Origin of the sequence: Pseudomonas sp. 7-41 (assembly GCF_021233075.1) — a bacterium.
Lineage (GTDB): Bacteria > Pseudomonadota > Gammaproteobacteria > Pseudomonadales > Pseudomonadaceae > Aquipseudomonas > Aquipseudomonas veronii.
In genome coordinates, this window is sequence record NZ_CP089551.1 from 5097640 (window position 1) to 5116236 (window position 18597).

Here is an 18597-nt window from a genome sequence, read left to right on the forward strand (position 1 = left end):
CCCTAATGCTCTATCGTCGTTTCGAACAACTGATCGATATTTTCCGCGACGCGCCCAGCGCCGCCCCTCCCGATAAAGTCCTGCCTTTCTACCTCTACTACCTGCGTCAGGTGTGGCCGTGTTTCGCCGCGCTGTTGGTGGTGGGCCTGATCGGCGCACTGATCGAAGTCGCGCTATTCAGCTACCTGAGCCGCATCATCGACCTGGCCCAGGGCACACCGCCCGCGAACTTTTTCCAGATCCACAGCACCGAGCTGATCTGGATGGGCGTGGTCGCCCTGCTGCTGCGCCCGATCTTCGGCGCCCTGCATGACCTGCTGGTCCACCAGACCATCAGCCCCGGCATGACCAGCCTGATCCGTTGGCAAAACCACAGCTACGTGCTCAAGCAGAGCCTGAACTTCTTCCAGAACGACTTCGCCGGGCGCATCGCCCAGCGCATCATGCAAACCGGCAACTCCCTGCGCGATTCCGCCGTGGCGGCCGTGGATGCGATCTGGCACGTGGCGATCTACGCCATCAGTTCCCTGGTGCTGTTTGCCGAAGCCGACTGGCGCCTGATGATCCCGCTGGTGACCTGGATCGTCTGCTACAGCCTGGCATTGCGCTACTTCGTGCCGCGGGTGAAAGCGCGTTCGGTGATTTCCTCCGAGGCGCGCTCCAAGTTGATGGGCCGCATCGTCGATGGCTACACCAACATCACCACCTTGAAGCTGTTCGCGCATACCCAATCCGAGCAGGAATACGCCAAGGAAGCGATCATCGAGCAGACCGAAAAAACCCAGTTGGCCAGCCGCGTGGTGACCAGCATGGACGTGGTGATCACCACCATGAACGGCCTGCTGATCGTCACCACCACCGGCCTGGCCCTGTGGTTGTGGACCCATTCGCTGATTTCCGTGGGCGCGATTGCCCTGGCGACCGGCCTGGTGATTCGCATCGTCAACATGTCCGGCTGGATCATGTGGGTGGTCAATGGCATTTTCGAAAACATCGGCATGGTGCAGGACGGCCTGAAAACCATCGCCCAGCCGCTGGCCGTGGTCGACCGCGACAACGCTCCACGCCTGACCGTGCCCCATGGCGAAGTGCGCTTCGAGCAGGTGGATTTCCACTACGGCAAGAAGAGCGGGATCATTGGCGGCCTGAACCTGACCATCGAGGCCGGTGAAAAAATCGGCCTGATCGGCCCCTCCGGCGCAGGCAAATCGACCCTGGTCAACCTGCTGCTGCGCCTGTACGACCTGCAAGGCGGGCGCATCCTGATCGACGGCCAGAACATCGCCGAGGTCGCCCAGGAAAGCCTGCGCGAACAGATCGGCATGATCACCCAGGACACGTCGCTGCTGCACCGCTCGATCCGCGAGAACCTGTTGTATGGCAAGCCGGACGCCAGCGACGAGGAGCTCTGGGCGGCCATACGCAAGGCGCGTGCCGATGAGTTCATCCCGCAGCTGTCGGACGCCGAAGGCCGCACCGGGCTGGATGCCCATGTGGGCGAGCGCGGCGTGAAACTGTCCGGCGGGCAACGCCAGCGCATCGCCATCGCGCGGGTGCTGCTCAAGGATGCGCCGATCCTGATCATGGACGAAGCCACCTCGGCGCTGGATTCGGAAGTCGAAGCGGCGATCCAGGAAAGCCTGGAAACCCTGATGCAAGGCAAGACAGTGATTGCGATTGCGCACCGGTTGTCGACCATTGCGCGGATGGACCGCCTGGTGGTGCTGGAGAAAGGCCAGATCGCCGAGACCGGCAGCCATGCCCAGTTGCTCGCCCACGGCGGGTTGTATGCGCGGCTGTGGCAGCACCAGACCGGAGGCTTCGTCGGCATCGACTGAAACTGCCGGGCCTACACAACTCAAAAGGTGGGAGGGGGCTTGCTCCCACATGGGTGTCCTGGATTTGTGCCGCAACCGTGCTGTACTCAGTGCAGTGCCAAGACGGGCGCTGAAGTAAATCGCAGGGAGCATCACTGATTTACTGATTCGGTAGAGCGATCTATCAAGGACGGGTACATGTCTTTGTTCAAGCGTTCAGTCACAGAAGGTTTAGGTACGTTTTGGCTGGTGCTGGGCGGTTGCGGGAGTGCGGTGTTGGCCGCGGCGTTTCCCGCAGTCGGCATCGGGTTGTTGGGGGTGGCCCTGGCCTTCGGGCTCACGGTACTGACCATGGCGGTCGCCATCGGGCACATCAGCGGTTGTCACCTCAACCCGGCGGTATCGGTGGGGCTGGTCGTGGGCGGCAGGTTTCCAGCCAGGGAGTTACCGGCGTACATCGTTGCCCAGGTCATTGGCGGCATTGTCGCCGCGGCGCTGTTGTATGTGATCGCCAGCGGCAAACCGGGGTTCGAACTGGCGTCAGGCCTGGCCTCCAACGGCTATGGCGAGCATTCGCCTGGCGGCTATTCAATGACAGCGGGGTTTGTCTGTGAGCTGGTGATGACAGCGATGTTCGTGCTGATCATCCTCGGCGCCACCGACCCGCGTGCCCCGAAGGGCCTCGCCCCCATCGCCATCGGCCTGGCGCTGACCTTGATCCACCTGATCTCGATTCCCGTGACCAACACCTCGGTCAACCCGGCCCGCAGTACGGGACCGGCGCTGATCGTGGGCGGGTGGGCGATCCAGCAATTGTGGATGTTCTGGCTCGCGCCGATCCTCGGCGCGGTGATCGGCGGCGTGGTCTATCGATGGTTGGGCAAGGAGGAGCCGGCCTGAGGCAAAACGGGTTCAGCCCTGCCGATACGGCAGGGCTGCCCTCGCCTCTTCGGCATACGCCAGAATCCCCACCCGCTCGCGCTCCAGGAAGTCTTCGACGGCCGTCTTCAACCCTGGATGACGCAGGTAGTGCCATGACCGGGTGATCACCGGCTCGAACCCACGAATCAATTTATGCTCGCCCTGGGCACCGGCATCGAAGCGCTGCAAGCCGTGGGCGATGGCGTAATCCATGCCTTGGTAGAAGCAGGTTTCGAAATGCAGGCGGTCGAATTCCGCCAGGCAGCCCCAGTAACGCCCAAAGAAGCTGTCGCCGCCGATCAAGCTGAACGCCATCGCGACCGGGCGCGTGCCTTGTTTGGCCAGCACCACGCGGATCGCTTCGGGCATGCGTTCGGCCAGCAGGCTGAAAAACGCACGGGTCAGGTACGGCGCCTGGCGGCGCACCGCGTAGGTGTTGGCGTAGCAGGCGTAGACGAAATCCCACTGCGCCTCGCTCAGTTCATGGCCTTGCAACCATTCGAACTCGATGCCCTGCCCCGCCACCTGTTCGCGTTCCTTGCGCATCTGTTTGCGCTTGCGCGAACTCAAGGCGTCAAGGAAGTCCTGGAAATCCCGGTAGCCGCGGTTCTGCCAGTGAAACTGACAGCCCAGGCGCGGCAACCAGCCCGGCTGTCGGGCCAGGGCGTCATCCGCCAGCGGGTCGGTGAAGTTGATATGGGCGCTGGAGAGCCCTTCGATTTCCAGGTAACCGGGCAGGCTACCAAGCAACTCGAAACCGTCTTCGGCGCTGGCGGCCAACAGGCGCGGGCCGCTGACCGGGCTGAACGGCACGGCGACCAACAGCTTGGGGTAGTAATCGATACCGGCCCGCTCGCAGGCCTGCGCCCAACCGTGGTCGAAGACGTACTCGCCAGAGGAATGCCATTTGCGATAACCGGGCAATGCCGCCACCAGCCGATCACCGTCCCAGTGCAGTAAATGCTCAGGCTGCCAACCCGAATGCGGGCTGAGGCTGGCGCTGTCTTCCAGCGCGCTCAGGAACGCATGTCGCACAAAGGGCTGGGCCTGCGGCACCAGGGCGTCCCAGGCCTGCGGGGCGATTTCGGACAGGCTGTCCAGGCGTTGCAGCGGCATCGGCATCCTCACTACTTCAGGGCGTGAAAGCCTCGCGAGTATCGCTTATCGCCGCTGCCGACACACCTCCAAATCGCCGGACAAGGCTCTAAACCAATAGTTCCGTTCATAAATAATTTGTCATCTACCTGACATCAGTTCGCCACTGCGCCGTCATAAACGATCGCGATACTGACGCCTGTTTTTAGCGCGCCTGGTTCTACCCCGGCAGTTATTTTTTCCGTCCGTCATCGGTCGGTTGTGTCCTGGATGGTTTGCCATCCCTCCTCACTTTCGGAGATTGATATGCGTCTTGCTTCCACTAAAACTGCGGCGGCCCTTTGTGGCGGCTTGCTGCTGGCCCTGAGCGTTCCGGCCAGCGCTGCAGTCGACGCTAAATTGCTCGACATGCTCAAGGCCAACGGTCAAATCTCGGCATCGCAGTACACTGAACTGCAAGCTGAGCTGGCCAAGGATCAGAAAGAAAAGCAGATCGCACAGCAAGCTCAACAAGAGACCAACGAACAGATCGCGGCCACCGCGAAAAAAGCCAACGACCTGAGCGTGTTCGACCAGAAACTTGCCTGGGCCGCCAAGACCCAGTTCAAGGGTGACGTGCGCTTCCGTCAGGAAACCGTGAAGATCCAGGGCGAATCCAACAACGGTGGCCGTGACAAGGACCGTCAGCGTATCCGTGCCCGTCTCGGCGCCTACACCGAGATCAACGACCAGGTCGACACCGGCATTCGTATCGCCACCGGCAGCAGCGACGATGCGCGCTCCACCAACCAGGACCAGGACAACTACTTCGACAAGAAGTCGATCTGGCTGGACCTCGGCTACATCGACTACCACCCGAAGCAGATCAAGAACCTGCACGTCATCGGCGGCAAGATGCTCCAGCCATGGGTGAACATGGGCGACGTGATCTGGGATAGCGATATCAACCCGGAAGGTCTGGCCCTGACCTACAAATACCCGCTGGGTAGCAGCGCCGAGCTGTTCGGCAGCCTCGGTAACTACAACCTCAAGGACAACGTCGACGGCGACGGCGTGCAGTTCCGCCACGACCTGCGCCTGACTTCCGGCCAGTTGGGCACGCGTTTCTCGGTGACCGACAACCTGAAAATGACCCTGGGCGGCAGTATCTACGCCTACCAGAACGACGAAAACAGCACCTGTACGAGCAGCACCACGCCTTGTGCACTGGCGGTCAACGGCAACTCGGCGAACGAACAATTCCGTCTGTACGAAGGTTTTGCCCAAGCCGACATCGGTGGCCTGGCCGTGCCGCTGGCGTTCTACGGTCAGTACGTGAAGAACAACGATGCTTCCAACGATCAGGACACCGCCTGGTTGCTGGGTGCCAAGTCCAAGGTGTTCGGTTTCAACCTGGACTACAACTACCGCGATACACAACGTAACGCTGTGGTAGGCGCCTTCACCGATTCGGACTTCGCCAACGGCACCACCGGTTCGCGCGGTCATAAGATGAAGGTCAGCTACGACATCGACAAGAACTTCGCTGTCGGCGCCACGTACTTCCTGACCAAGGCTGACTACGCCAGCCGCACGCAGCGTGATGCCAACACCAACACCCTGCAGTTGGATGCTGAAGCCAAGTTCTAACTGTAAGTGCGACACGCCTTGGGCCAGGATGGCCCGGGGTGGCTGTAACAGCCTGGCGTGGGTGAATCGGTCCCCATCATCCGTCCGATTCCCCCACGCGAGTCTGTCTTCCCCCCGCCGTTACTGATCCTTGCGCCGCTCGGCGGCCAGCCGTTCAGCCAAGGCATCCACATCCTGTACCGGCGCCTGCGGCATGATCCGCAATGTGGCCTGCAGCAAGCGCATCTGACGGATAAAACGCCGGCAATTAGGGCAGAACATCAAGTGATGACGCACCAGCAGCCGCTCGCGAAAGGTCAACTGACCATCGAGAAAGTCACTGGAACGCGCCACTTGCTCTTTACACGTCAACATTCGCCGGTTTCCTCAAAATGCTCCACCGTGGCGAAGACTTTAAGCCGTGCGCGATGCAACAGCACCCGCACATTGGAGAGCGAAAGCGTCAGAAGATTACAAATCTCCTCCAACTCCAGGCCCTGGCGTTCACGCAGCACCAGTACGCTGCTTTGCAATTCCGACAAACTCAGCAACGTATGTTCCAGGCATTTGCGCAGTTCGTCCTCCGTAAGCAGGGCTTCCGGGGTGTCCTGGTGCCAGGCAAAAGGGGCGACCGCCCAGTGACCGTCATCCGCGCTGAAACGCTCATCGCCGATCGTGCCGTGGGGCGAGGGCAAATCATCGAGTAACACTTCGCGACGATTCTGTTTGTAGCGGCTCTTGGCGGCATTGGCGGTGATGGTCAGCAGCCAGGTCTTGAGGCTGGAGCGCCCTTCGAACTTTGGCAGGTTGCGTACCACCGACAGCCAGGCGTCCTGTACCACTTCGTCGGCATGACGCTGACCGGCAATCGCATAGGCCACCGCGCGCATGGCGCTTTGGTATTGGCTGACCAATTCCTTGTAGGCCCGCTGCTCGCCCTTGAGCAAGCGTTCAAGCAGGTGCGCGTCGTCCGCTACTGCCATTCGAGACCTCGGTTTCCAAGTGAGAACGCGATCGGTGTGGGGGCTGGTTTGCCAGCGCCCACATTTGACCGCGGCGAGCCGCAGGATCAGCGTTTGCGCAGGATCACGCTGCCGATCGAATAGCCGGCGCCAAACGAGCTGAGTACCGCCACGGCGCCTTTGGGCAGGTCGTCCTGGTAAGTGTGGAACGCGATCACCGAACCCGCCGAACTGGTGTTGGCGTAGGTGTCGAGAATCACCGGTGCTTCTTCCACCGTGGCTTCACGCCCCAGCAGCTTCTTCACGATCAGGTGGTTCATGCTCAGGTTGGCCTGGTGCAACCAGAAGCGCTTCACGTCGTTCACGTTCAACTGGTTTTCCGCCAGGTGCGTGCCGATCAACTCAGCGACCATCGGGCAGACATCCCGGAAGACTTTACGGCCTTCCTGCACGAACAGCTTGTCGGGCGCGCCGATGCCCTCTTCCGCCGCGCGGTTGAGGAAGCCGAAGTTGTTGCGGATGGTATTCGAGAACTTGGTCAGCAGCTTGGTGCTGACCACGTCGAACTGGTGCTCGGAGGTCGCCAGGTCAGCGCGCTCGAGGATCACCGCAGTGGCCGCGTCACCGAAAATGAAGTGGCTGTCGCGGTCGCGGAAGTTCAAGTGGCCGGTGCAGACTTCCGGGTTGACCATCAGGATCGCCCGGGCCTGGCCCAGCTTGATGCTGTTGGCGGCGTTCTGGATGCCGAAGGTCGCCGAGGAACACGCCACGTTCATGTCGAAGCCGAAACCGGCGATGCCCAGGGCTTCCTGGACTTCGATGGCGATGGCCGGGTAGGCGCGTTGCAGGTTGGAGCAGGCGACGATCACCCCGTCGATGTCGGCGGCGGTCTTGCCGGCGCGCTGCAGGGCCTGTTCGGCGGCGCCGATGGCCATCTGGCAGAGCACCGACCATTCGTCGTTGCTGCGCTCGGGCAGGCGCGGGGTCATGCGCTGCGGGTCCAGGATGCCGTCCTTGTCCATCACAAAACGGCTCTTGATGCCCGACGCCTTCTCGATGAAGGCTGCGCTGGACTCGGTCAGCGCCTGCACGTCACCGCGTTCGATGGCGGCGGCGTTCTCCGTGTTGAACTGCTGCACGTAGGTATTGAAAGACTGCACCAGCTCTTCGTTGGAGATGCTGTTGGCCGGGGTGTACAGGCCAGTGCCGCTGATGACGACGTTATGCACGGTCGTTCCTCTAAATCTGTCAGGCAGAAGATATTGGTACCGTCGTACCAAACTGTAAGTCGTTTGATTCCGTCCAGCGGGCATCAAACTGGCAACGCTTTATTCCATCGCGCCGCGGCTGCACACCAGCCCATCACGACGCTCCCGGCATTTATAACCGCGAAGTTTGCCACAACCCTGGGGATTTGGCGCCATATCCCGGATAAGCGCCATTGCCCATTGGTGTGATTACGCTTCGACCAGGCTCCATTGCTTGCTCAGGCGCTTGTCGGAAATCGGCACCCGGGTGCCCAACTGCTGGGCAAACAACGACACCCGATATTCCTCCAACCACCAGCGATAGAGCGCTAGCTGGGGGTCGTGCTTGCCTTCCTGGGCATGCTTGTTCAAACGGTTCTGGTACTGCGCCCACAGGCCCGCCAGCTCGCCGCTCCACACCCGATCTTTTTGCACCTGGCTGGGCAGTTTTTCCAGACGCAGCTCGATCGCCTTGAGGAAACGCGGCAACTCCTTGAACCACTGCGCCGGAGTTTCCCGCACAAAGCCGGGATAAACCAGATTGCTCAGTTGCAGCTTGATATCGTTCAAGGCCACCGCCTGGGCCAGGTCGATCTTGCCTTTGAAGCGCTTTTGCAGGCCGTGCCAGAGTTTCAACACGTCCAGGGTCAAGCGCGCCAGGCGCTCGGCGTGTTCGGTCCAACCGCCACGCTTGCGCTCGGCCAGCGCCGCCAGCCCGGCGCCGTCACGCGGCAGGCTGGCTTCGCCTTCCAGCACGCAGCTGTCGAGGCTGGCCAGCAAAATATCTTCCACCAGCGCCTCGATGCGCCCCAGCTCGCGGTACATCAGGCCCAGCTCGGTCAGGCCGGGTAATTTGCCGCGCAGGAATTTTGCCGGTTCGGCCAATTGCTGCATCAGCAGGCGCTGCAAGGCGCGACGGTGCTGGAACTCGGCCTCGGCGGCGGTGGAGAAACGTCCTTCCTTGACCGTGCCGTTTTCTTCCACCAGCGCCGGGTACACCGTCATCGACAGCCCGGCGATCTTTTGCTGGGTCTTCTCGGCCACCGCCGCGAACACCTTGGCTTCCACCGGCTGTTGGCTTTTTGCCGTTTGCGGCACGGCCAACGCGGCCTGGCTGGCCTCGGCAAAGCGCGCGGTCAGTTCGGCCAGGTCGCGGCCTTCGCCGAGAAACTTGCCCTGGCCGTCGACCACTTCCAGGTTCATCTTCAGGTGGCTTTCCACCTGCTGCGCGGCCTCGGCCCAGGCTTCATCGCTGACGCGCGCGCCGGTCATGCGCAGCAGTTCGCGCCCCAGCGCCTGGGGCAGCGAGCCCTGGGCGAATTCGATACGTTGCAGGGCGGCCCTGACGAAGTCCGGCACCGGCACGAAATTCTTGCGCAGGGCCTTGGGCAGGTTGCGCACCAGGGCGATGCACTTGGCTTCGATCACCCCCGGCACCAGCCATTCCAGGCGTTCGGCGGGCAAGGCCGGCAACAGCGGCGCCGGCACGCGCAAGGTCACGCCGTCACGCGGGTGATTGGGTTCGAAGTGGTAACTCAAGGCCAGCGCCAGATCGCCCAGGTGCAGGGTGTCCGGGTAATGCGCTGCGGTGACTTCGCTGGCGTCGCGGGCCAGCACGTCTTCCTCGCGCATGATCAACAATTGCGGGTCTTTTTGGCTGTTGACCTTGTACCAGCTGTCGAACGTCGCGGTCTGGTGGATCTCCGCCGGCAAGCGCGCATCGTAGAACGCGTACAGCGTCTCTTCGTCGGCCAGGATGTCGCGCCGACGCGCCTTGGCTTCCAGCTCGTCGAGCTGCTCCAGCAACTGCTGATTGGCGGTCAGGCACTTGGCCCGGGACTGGATTTCGCCGCGCACCAGGCCTTCGCGGATAAACAGCTCGCGCGACACCACTGGGTCGACCGGCCCGTAATGCACCGGCCGGCGCCCGACCACGATCAGCCCGAACAGGGTGATCTGCTCGAACGCCACCACTTGGCCGCGCTTCTTCTCCCAATGCGGTTCGAAGTGGTTTTTCTTGATCAGGTGCCCGGCCAGCGGTTCGATCCAGTCGGCATCGATCTTCGCCACCATGCGTGCGTACAGCTTGGTGGTTTCGACCAGCTCGGCGGTCATCAGCCACTGCGGACGTTTCTTGCCGATGCCCGACGACGGGTGAATCCAGAAGCGCCGCTGACGCGCACCGAGGTAATCGCCGTCTTCGGTTTTCTGCCCGATCTGACTGAGCAGGCCCGACAGTACGGCTTTGTGCAGTTTCGCGAAGTCGGCCGGTTCCTTGTTGACGGTCAGCTGCATGTCGCGGCAGATCAGGCTCAACTGGCGATGGGAATCGCGCCACTCGCGCAGGCGCAGGTAGTTGAGGAAGTTCTTGCGACACCAGTTGCGCAGCGGGCTGGCGGTCAGTGCCTGGCGTTGCTCTTCAAAGCCACGCCACAGATTGACCAACCCGGCGAAGTCCGAATCGGCGTCCTTCCATTGTGCGTGGGCCTGGTCGGCGGCCTGTTGGCGTTCCGGCGGGCGCTCGCGCGGGTCCTGGATCGACATGGCGCTGGCCACGATCAGCACTTCCTGCAGGCTGCCCAGCTTGGCGGCTTCGAGCAGCATGCGGCCCATACGCGGGTCCACCGGTAGGCGCGCCAACTGGCGGCCCAGCGGGGTCAGTTGGCTGTTGCGGTCGACCGCCGACAGTTCTTGCAGCAGGTTGAAACCATCGCTGATGGCCTTGCCGTCCGGCGGTTCGATAAACGGGAAGTCGCTGATTTCGCCCAGGCGCAGGTGCAGCATCTGCAGGATCACAGCCGCCAGGTTGGTGCGCAGGATCTCCGGGTCGGTAAATTCCGGACGGCCGATAAAGTCTTCTTCGCTGTACAGGCGGATGCAAATCCCCGGCTCGACCCGGCCGCAGCGGCCTTTACGCTGGTTGGCGCTGGCCTGGGAGATCGCCTCGATGGGCAGTCGCTGCACCTTGGCGCGGTAGCTGTAGCGGCTGATGCGCGCGGTGCCGCTGTCGATCACATAACGAATGCCCGGCACGGTCAGCGAGGTTTCGGCGACGTTGGTCGCCAGCACCACGCGCCGGCCGGGGTGGGACTGGAAAATGCGCTGCTGTTCGGCCGGTGACAGGCGCGCATACAGCGGCAAAATCTCGGTGTGCTTGAGCTGGGCCTTGCGCAGCATGTCGGCGGCATCGCGAATCTCGCGCTCGCCCGGCAGGAACACCAGCACGTCGCCAGGGCTGCGCCGCTCGCTGCGCTCGTAGGCGGCGATTTCATCGAGGGTGGCGAGGATCGCCTGGTCGACGGTCAAGTCGTCCTCGACGCGGTTGCCCTCCTCGTCCTGTTCCAGGGTCAGCGGGCGATACCAGGTGTCCACCGGGAAGGTGCGGCCCGACACTTCGACAATCGGCGCATCGTCGAAATGCTTGGAGAAGCGCTCCAGGTCGATGGTCGCCGAGGTGATGATGACTTTCAGGTCCGGGCGACGCGGCAGCAGGGTTTTCAGGTAGCCGAGCAGGAAGTCGATGTTCAGGCTGCGTTCGTGGGCTTCGTCGACGATGATCGTGTCGTAGCGTTCGAGGTAGCGGTCGTTCTGGGTTTCCGCCAGCAGGATGCCGTCGGTCATCAGCTTGATCAGGGTGTTGGAATCACTCTGGTCTTCGAAGCGCACCTGATAACCGACCAGTGCGCCGAGCGGCGTGGCCAACTCTTCGGCAACCCGGCTGGCGACGCTGCGCGCTGCGATCCGACGTGGCTGGGTGTGGCCGATCAGGCCGTATTGGCCGCGACCGATCTCCAGGCAGATTTTCGGCAACTGGGTGGTCTTACCCGAACCGGTCTCGCCGGCGATGATCAGCACCTGATGCTTGAGCAACGCCGCCTTGATTTCGTCGCGCTTGGCGGCGATCGGCAGGCTGTCGTCGTAGCGGATCAGCGGCAGGCTGGCGCGCCGCGCCGTGACCTGGGCGCAGGACGCCTGCATGCGCGTCACCCACTGCGCCAGCTTCTCCTCATCGGGCTTCTTGCGCAGCTCGAGCAACTGCCGCCGCAAACGGTGGCGGTCGGCGAGCATGGCGTGATCGAGGTTTTTCAGCAGTTGGTCGATAGCGGGCGCTTGGTCAGTCATCAGGTGCGTTTTGGTCGTCTATTTATGCAGGGGGCGGATTGTCGCAGAAAACCGCCGGCATGCGCGCCCCTCATTCGTTCTCGCGTTCCTTGCGCCGGTACGGAAACACATCGATGACCTTTCCGGCGCGAATCGCGTCCTGCAGGCCCTTCCAGTAGTCGGCATCGTACAACTCGCCGTGCAGTTGATCGAACAGCTTGCGTTGGCCGGCGTCGGCGAACAGGAACGGCGGGAACTCTTCGGGGAACACATCCAGCGGGCCGATGGAGTACCAGGGCTCCGAGGCCATTTCATCCTCCGGCGTGCGGGGCGCGGGGATGTGGCGGAAGTTGGCTTCGGTGAGGTAGCAGATCTCGTCGTAGTCGTAGAACACCACGCGGCCGTGGCGGGTGACGCCGAAGTTCTTCAGCAGCATGTCGCCGGGGAAAATGTTCGCCGCCGCCAGTTGCTTGATCGCCAGGCCATAGTCTTCCAAGGCTTCGCGTTCCTGGGCGGGGTTGGCGTTGTCGAGGTAGAGGTTGAGCGGGGTCATGCGCCGTTCGGTCCAGCAGTGGCGGATCAGCACGGTGTCGCCTTCGACGGCAACGGTGCTGGCGGCCACGTCGAGCAATTCGGCCAGGCACTCGGGCTCGAACTTGCTCAACGGAAAGCGAAAATCGGCGAACTCCTGGGTATCGGCCATGCGCCCGACGCGGTCCACGCTTTTGACCAAGCGGTACTTCTCGATCACGGTGGCGCGACTGACGTTTTTCGACGGCGAGAAGCGGTCCTTGATGATCTTGAACACCGTGTTGAAGCCCGGCAACGTAAACACGCTCATGACCATGCCGCGGATACCGGGAGCCATGATGAACTGATCGTCGGTGGTGGCCAGGTGGTTGATCAGCGCGCGATAGAATTCCGACTTGCCGTGCTTGTAGAAGCCGATCGAGGTGTACAGCTCGGCAATGTGCTTGCCCGGCAGGATGCGCTTGAGAAAACCGATGAACTCCGCCGGCACCGGCACGTCGACCATGAAGTAGGAGCGGGTGAAGGAGAAAATGATCGACACATCGGCTTCGTCGGTGATCAGCGCGTCGATCTGGATGCCCTGCCCTTCGCGGTGCAGCAGCGGAATCACGAGGGGCCACTGCTCGTCGCGGGTGTAGATGCGTCCGACAAGGTAGGCACCCTTATTGCGGTAGAGCACCGAGGAAAACAGCTCGACCTTCAGCTCAGGGTCCTTGCACACCCAGTCGGGCAGGTTCTCGCGCAGTTGCACTTCGAGGCGGCGCAGGTCGGCCGGCAGGTCCGCGTAAGGTTCGCTGAAGCTGTAATCAGCGAAAATCTGCGCCAGCATGTCGGAAATTTTGCCGACTGGGGTGTAGACCCGGGTTTGCGCCGCCCTCGCCCGGCGCAGGCTCGGCCGCGTGGTGTGGACGAACATGCAGCCGTCACTGATCAGGTCATGGCTGAACAGGCCACAGAAGATCGAGTTGTACCAGGTCTCGGACAGCTCATCGTCAAAGCGCAGGTCGATCAGGCCGATGTAGGCGCTTTTCACCAACGGCCAGGCCTCGATGTCCATCAGGGTGGCGTCATCGAAGCTCGCCCGCAGGCGGCTCGTCACTTCGCTGACTTTCTCCTCATACAGGTTGATACGCGCCGCCGAAGCCGCCTGGCCCTGCTGCCACTGGGCCTTTTCGAAACGTTCACGGGCACCATCGGTGATCTGGCGGAAGTGCTCGCGGTAATCGTCGAAGCCATCGAGGATCATCTGGGCGATAGCGAGGGCGGGTGTGCGCTGCGACATGCGGGAAACCTCGGACGGGTATCTGGAAGCCCAGAGCTTAGCCAGTGAATGCAGGCAGGAGAAGCAGTCATTTAGCATGTTGGTTTGTGGACTTTCGTTCATTTCGCCGATTGATGGGCGTTGCTGGAAACACTCAGCGCTGCCCCCCGCGCAAATTGGCCAGCAGAGGCCGGTGACGCGGTTTTTCCGGTAATCAGCGATTGTGTCGAGCCGGAGGCTGGGCAACACTCGCCGTCCGATTGATGTAGGAGTTTTCCGTGAGACCTGTCGACACCCTATACCTGCTGGGGCTGGCCGCGATCTGGGGCGCGAGTTTCCTGTTCATGCGTATTATCGCCCCGGAAATCGGCACGCTGCCGACCGCGTTCTTCCGCGTGTCGATTGCCGCCGCCGGGTTGCTGGTGATGCTCGCGGTGATGCGCGTGAACTGGGACTTCCAAGGCAAGTTCAAGACCATCCTGCTGCTGGGCGTGATCAACTCCGGCATACCCGCGACCCTGTACTCCGTGGCGGCCCAGGTGTTGCCGGCGGGTTACTCGGCGATCTTCAATGCCACCACGCCGTTAATGGGCGTGCTGATTGGCGGATTGTTTTTCAGCGAACGTCTGACGCCATCGAAAGTCGCCGGGGTGTGCCTGGGCCTGTTTGGCGTGGGCGTGCTGACCCGCGCCGGGCCGGTGGCGTTTGACCTGGAATTGTTGATGGGCGCGTTGGCCTGCCTGTTGGCCACCACTTGCTACGGCTTTGCCGGGTTTCTCGCGCGCCGCTGGCTGGATCAGCGCGGCGGGCTCGACAGTCGGCTCGCGGCCCTGGGCAGCATGCTCGGCGCGACCTTGTTCCTGCTGCCGCTGTTTGCCTACAGCGCCATCGTTCATCCGCCGGCAAGCTGGGGCGGCTGGCACGTGTGGTTGTCGTTGCTCGGGTTGGGGCTGATGTGTACGGCGTTTGCCTACGTCCTGTACTTTCGCCTGCTGACAGCCATTGGCCCGGTGCGATCGATGACCACCACCTTCCTGATCCCGCCGTTCGGGGTGCTGTGGGGTGCGTTGCTGCTGGATGAGCCGCTGTCGATGGCGCATCTGTATGGCGGGATATTGATCGCGGGGGCATTGTGGTTGGTGTTGCGGCCGGGGAAATTGGCCAAAGCGCTGTAGGAGCATGCCTGCCCCTACAGCGTGTCCGCTGGTTAGCGTTGACGGAACACAAAAACCAGACCAATGATGATCAACCCCATCCCCAGTAAGCTCAACCACGCGAGCCGATTGCCGAAGATCAGGTAATCCATCACCGCCGTCACCGCCGGCACCAGGTAGAACAGGCTGGTGACATTGACCAGGTTGCCGCGGGCGATCAGGCGGTACAGCAACAGCGTCGCCAGCAGCGACACCACCAGGCCCATCCACAGCACCGGCAGGTAAAAACTGGCGGTGTGTTCGAAGTGGAACGGCTGGAACGGCACGAACACCGAGCACAACACCAACCCGGCCAGGTATTGCACGGGCAGCGTGCCCAACGGGTTATCGGTGATGCGCTTCTGCATGATCGAGCCGAAGGTCATACTTGCCAGGGCCAGCAAACCGAACAACATCCCGGCCAGAGACATCCGCGACAACCCGATGCCCTGGTACACCACCATGATCAAGCCGGCCAATCCCAGGCCCAGGCCGAACATCCGGCGCCAGGAACGCTGGCGCTCCATCAGCACCACGGTCAGGATCGGTTGCACGCCCATGATGGTCGCCATCATCCCCGGCGTGACGTTGAGGTCCAGGGCCAGCAGATAGAAAATCTGGTACGCCCCCAACAACACCAGCCCCGTCGCCGCCGCATACCACAGCGGCTTGCCGGGTTGTGGCAGCCTCAGCTTGAGGATCGGTACCAGCATCACCAACCCCGCCAGGGCGATGGCAAAACGGATCAGCAAAAAGGCAAAGGGCGACGCATGGGCCAGGCCCAACTTGGAGAAAATCGCCCCGCTGCTCCACAGCAATACGAACAGGCTCGTCGAGGCCGCCGCGGCCACGGATTGTTTCGACATAACAGACATGGTTACCACCTGTAATCAGGCAAAAAAGCCGATTCAGCCAAGCAAGGCTGAAACTCAGTAGGTTTTTTTCAGGCGGGCATAGGGCAACAGCAATCAGCTGATCAGCCCGAAATGCCAACACCCGGCGGTGATACGACTGCGTACACCGGCGTGCTACTGACAGGTGGGGGGTAGTGGCTGATCTGCGCAGGCTGCAGGTTCCCGCACGGCACGACCACAGCGCTGGACGCTGAATCGACTACCGCTATGCACAGGAATGCAGGCATGGGCTGATCTTTTGAGGAGGTGAAGACGCGGCGACTATAACCAACCGCCGACATATTTTGCAATCGCTCCGGCAGCGCCCTTTTCGCGTGACGGCATTTTCATTTTGGCGCCGGAACCCACTCGCTATACTACCGAGCAGTTTTTTCCAAGGATGTCACATGACCGCATTGCCCTGGGTGTATCTCGTCCTCCTGTCCATCGGCTATGCACTGGCGTTGCTCTACGGCCAACTGGGTGTGCTCGCGGCCATCTCCGTGGCGCTGTTGTTGATCGCCGGGTATGCGGTACGCCAACAACGTACCCCGTGGGCGCGCTACGTCGGCCACGGGTTGTTCATCGTCTTGGCCTTGGGCCTGGCGATGCACTGGCTGCCGGGGTTCTACAACGGGCGCGGTATCGCACCCCAGCGTTTCAGCGCCGATGCCGTGCCCTTCTCGATGTACCTCAACCAGGACAAACCACTGATCGGTTTCTGGCTGTTGCTGGCCTGCCCGTGGATTGTGGCGCGGCGTTCATTGCGCCTGTCGATCTGCGTCACCGCCCTGGCGCTGGCGCTGACGGCCATCGCAGCCCTGGGCGGCGCGGCGTTGCTGGGGATCATCAGTTGGGCGCCGAAGTGGCCGGAGCAGGCGTGGCTGTGGGTGCTGAATAACCTGTTGCTGGTGACGCTGGTGGAAGAAGCGCTGTTTCGCGGCTACATTCAGGGCGGCCTGAGCCAGCGCCTCAAACACTTGCCCTACGGCGAAAACCTCGCATTGCTGCTGGCCTCGCTGCTGTTCGGCCTGGCGCACCTGAGCGCGGGCTGGCAGTGGGTGCTGCTGGCCAGCATCGCCGGGACCGGTTATGGCCTTGCTTATCGTTTTGGCGGCCTGGGTGCGGCAATTGCCACGCATTTCGGCCTGAATTTGCTGCATTTCGGACTGTTTTCCTACCCAATGCTCGCCGGCTGATTATTACGAAAATAAGTTAAATAAATGATCGCCACCGCCGATACCCCTTGAAAGCCTTGCGGATTGAATAACCATGCGTAATAACCAGCCCGTTACCCAGCGCGAACGTACCTTCCCCGCTCAGCAACGGTTGATCTCCACCACAGATGCCAAGGGTGTCATCACTTATTGCAACGACGCTTTCGTCGAAATCAGTGGTTTCTCCCGCGACGAATTGGTGCGTGCCCCGCATAACCTGGTACGCCACCCGGACGTTCCGGCGGCTGTGTTCGCACACATGTGGTCCACGCTCAAGCAAGGCTTGCCATGGATGGGCATCGTCAAGAACCGCTGCAAGAGCGGCGATCACTACTGGGTCAACGCCTATGTAACGCCAGTGTTCGATGGCAACCAGGTGGTCGGCTATGAATCGGTGCGCGTCAAGCCCACCGCCGAGCAGGTCCGCCGGGCCGAAGCGCTCTACCACCGCATCAATCAGGGCAAGCCCGCCATTCCCCGGCGGGACAAGTGGCTGCCGGTGCTGCAGGACTGGCTGCCGTTTATTCTGGTCAGCCAATTGAGCTTCATGATTGGCGCATCGCTCAATTCCCACTGGGGCTTTGCCCTCGCGGCAGGGTTGTCGGTGCCGCTGGGCCTGCTGGGCCTGAGCTGGCAACAGCGCGGCCTCAAGCGTTTGCTGCGCCTGGCCGAACAGACCACCTCCGACCCGTTGATCGCGCAGATGTATACCGACAGCCGTGGCGCCCAGGCGCGACTGGAAATGTCGATCCTCAGCCAGGAGGCACGTCTGAAGACCTGTCTCACGCGCTTGCAGGACACCGCCGAACACCTCAACGAGCAGGCGGCGCAGTCCAACACCCTGGCGCACAACAGCTCCAGCGGCCTGGAACGCCAGCGTGTGGAAACCGAACAAGTGGCTACCGCGGTCAACCAGATGGCGGCGACCACCCAGGAAGTCGCCAGCCATGTGCAGCGCACGGCCGATGCCACCCAGGAAGCCAATCGCCTGACCGGGCGCGGCCGCGATATCGCCGGGGAAACCCGCGAGGCGATTCAGCGGCTGTCGGCCGCGGTTGGCGAGACCGGCGTGACGGTCACCCAACTGGCCAAGGACAGCGATGAAATCGGCGGCGTGGTCGACGTGATCAAAGGCATCGCCGACCAGACCAACCTGCTGGCCTTGAACGCCGCGATCGAAGCGGCACGTGCCGGTGAGATGGGCCGTGGTTTTGCGGTGGTTGCCGATGAAGTCCGCCAATTGGCGCAGCGTACCGCTGAATCGACCGGGCAGATCCATACCCTGATCGCCAAGCTGCAGCAGACCGCCGCCGCTGCCGTACAAACCATGGACGCCGGGCATCGCCAGGCCGAAGAAGGCGTGGCGCGGGTGATGGAAGCGGACCAGGCACTGGTGGGCATCAGCGAAGCGGTGGCCAACATCACCGACATGACCACCCAGATCGCCGCCGCCACGGAAGAGCAAAGCTCGGTGGCCGAAGAGATCAGCCGCAATATCAGCACCATCGCGCTGTTGGCGGACCAGACCTCGGAACAGGCATTGAACTCGGCGCAGTTGAGTGAAGAGCTTACTGTTACCGCCAATACTCAGTATTCGCTGGTAGAGCGTTTTAACCGTTAAACCGCTATCGGGGGCAAGCCCCCTCCCACATTTAACCGCGTACATACCTTGGAATGCAGTCGAATGTGGGAGAGGGCTTGTTTCCTCCCACATTTAACCGCGTACACCTCATGTGGGAGGGGGCTTGCCC

13 protein-coding genes are annotated in these 18597 nt (G+C 62.0%); 6 read left to right on the forward strand and 7 right to left on the reverse strand.

Annotated elements, in window-relative coordinates:
* Window positions 1-5 precede the first annotated feature (5 nt).
* A complete protein-coding gene (locus tag LQ249_RS23035) occupies window positions 6-1838 on the forward strand; it encodes an ABC transporter ATP-binding protein (RefSeq protein WP_046382464.1) in 1833 nt (610 codons plus the stop codon).
* 177 nt (window positions 1839-2015) lie between these two features.
* Window positions 2016-2717 carry an aquaporin Z gene (gene aqpZ, locus LQ249_RS23040; RefSeq protein ID WP_232565926.1) on the forward strand — a complete coding sequence of 234 codons (702 nt, stop codon included), beginning with the start codon at window positions 2016-2018 and terminating at the stop codon, window positions 2715-2717.
* 12 nt (window positions 2718-2729) lie between these two features.
* Here the strand turns inward: aqpZ and LQ249_RS23045 are convergent, their stop codons facing one another.
* The gene (locus LQ249_RS23045) at window positions 2730-3854 is read right to left on the reverse strand and encodes a GNAT family N-acetyltransferase (protein ID WP_108524727.1); all 1125 of its coding nucleotides are present in this window, start codon (window positions 3852-3854) and stop codon (window positions 2730-2732) included.
* 285 nt (window positions 3855-4139) lie between these two features.
* Here LQ249_RS23045 and LQ249_RS23050 point away from each other — a divergent pair, with 285 nt between their 5' ends.
* The gene (locus LQ249_RS23050; protein ID WP_057003834.1) at window positions 4140-5462 is read left to right on the forward strand and encodes a putative porin; all 1323 of its coding nucleotides are present in this window, start codon (window positions 4140-4142) and stop codon (window positions 5460-5462) included.
* Between the two features lie 120 nt (window positions 5463-5582).
* Here LQ249_RS23050 and LQ249_RS23055 read toward each other — a convergent pair whose 3' ends face one another.
* The 5 genes from LQ249_RS23055 to aceK all read right to left on the reverse strand — a co-directional run bounded on the left by LQ249_RS23055 (window position 5583) and on the right by aceK (window position 13564).
* Window positions 5583-5816, reverse strand: coding sequence for an anti-sigma factor family protein (locus LQ249_RS23055; RefSeq protein ID WP_017845273.1), 234 nt, complete (start codon window positions 5814-5816; stop codon window positions 5583-5585).
* Entirely contained in the window at window positions 5810-6424 is a 615-nt protein-coding gene (locus tag LQ249_RS23060) for an RNA polymerase sigma factor (protein ID WP_017845272.1), read from the reverse strand. The genes LQ249_RS23055 and LQ249_RS23060 overlap by 7 nt, the downstream gene beginning before the upstream one ends.
* A gap of 86 nt (window positions 6425-6510) precedes the next feature.
* The gene (locus tag LQ249_RS23065) at window positions 6511-7632 is read right to left on the reverse strand and encodes a beta-ketoacyl-ACP synthase III (RefSeq protein WP_017845271.1); all 1122 of its coding nucleotides are present in this window, start codon (window positions 7630-7632) and stop codon (window positions 6511-6513) included.
* A gap of 228 nt (window positions 7633-7860) precedes the next feature.
* A complete protein-coding gene (gene hrpA / locus LQ249_RS23070) occupies window positions 7861-11772 on the reverse strand; it encodes an ATP-dependent RNA helicase HrpA (protein ID WP_232565927.1) in 3912 nt (1303 codons plus the stop codon).
* A 70-nt stretch (window positions 11773-11842) separates the two neighbouring features.
* On the reverse strand, window positions 11843-13564 hold the full coding sequence (gene aceK / locus LQ249_RS23075; protein WP_057003832.1) for a bifunctional isocitrate dehydrogenase kinase/phosphatase: 1722 nt from the start codon (window positions 13562-13564) through the stop codon (window positions 11843-11845).
* Window positions 13565-13821: 257 nt separating this feature from the next.
* Here aceK and LQ249_RS23080 point away from each other — a divergent pair, with 257 nt between their 5' ends.
* Window positions 13822-14718, forward strand: coding sequence for a DMT family transporter (locus tag LQ249_RS23080; protein WP_017845268.1), 897 nt, complete (start codon window positions 13822-13824; stop codon window positions 14716-14718).
* A 32-nt stretch (window positions 14719-14750) separates the two neighbouring features.
* Here LQ249_RS23080 and LQ249_RS23085 read toward each other — a convergent pair whose 3' ends face one another.
* Complete coding sequence (locus LQ249_RS23085) at window positions 14751-15611, reverse strand: DMT family transporter (protein WP_169866079.1); 861 nt, start codon at window positions 15609-15611, stop codon at window positions 14751-14753.
* A 425-nt stretch (window positions 15612-16036) separates the two neighbouring features.
* Between LQ249_RS23085 and LQ249_RS23090 the strand changes: the two genes are divergently transcribed.
* Together LQ249_RS23090 and LQ249_RS23095 are read left to right on the forward strand one after the other, a co-directional pair.
* Window positions 16037-16828 carry a CPBP family intramembrane glutamic endopeptidase gene (locus LQ249_RS23090; RefSeq protein WP_232565928.1) on the forward strand — a complete coding sequence of 264 codons (792 nt, stop codon included), beginning with the start codon at window positions 16037-16039 and terminating at the stop codon, window positions 16826-16828.
* A gap of 73 nt (window positions 16829-16901) precedes the next feature.
* Window positions 16902-18467 (forward strand): methyl-accepting chemotaxis protein, encoded by a 1566-nt coding sequence (locus LQ249_RS23095; RefSeq protein ID WP_232565929.1) that lies wholly within the window; start codon window positions 16902-16904, stop codon window positions 18465-18467.
* Window positions 18468-18597 lie beyond the last annotated feature (130 nt).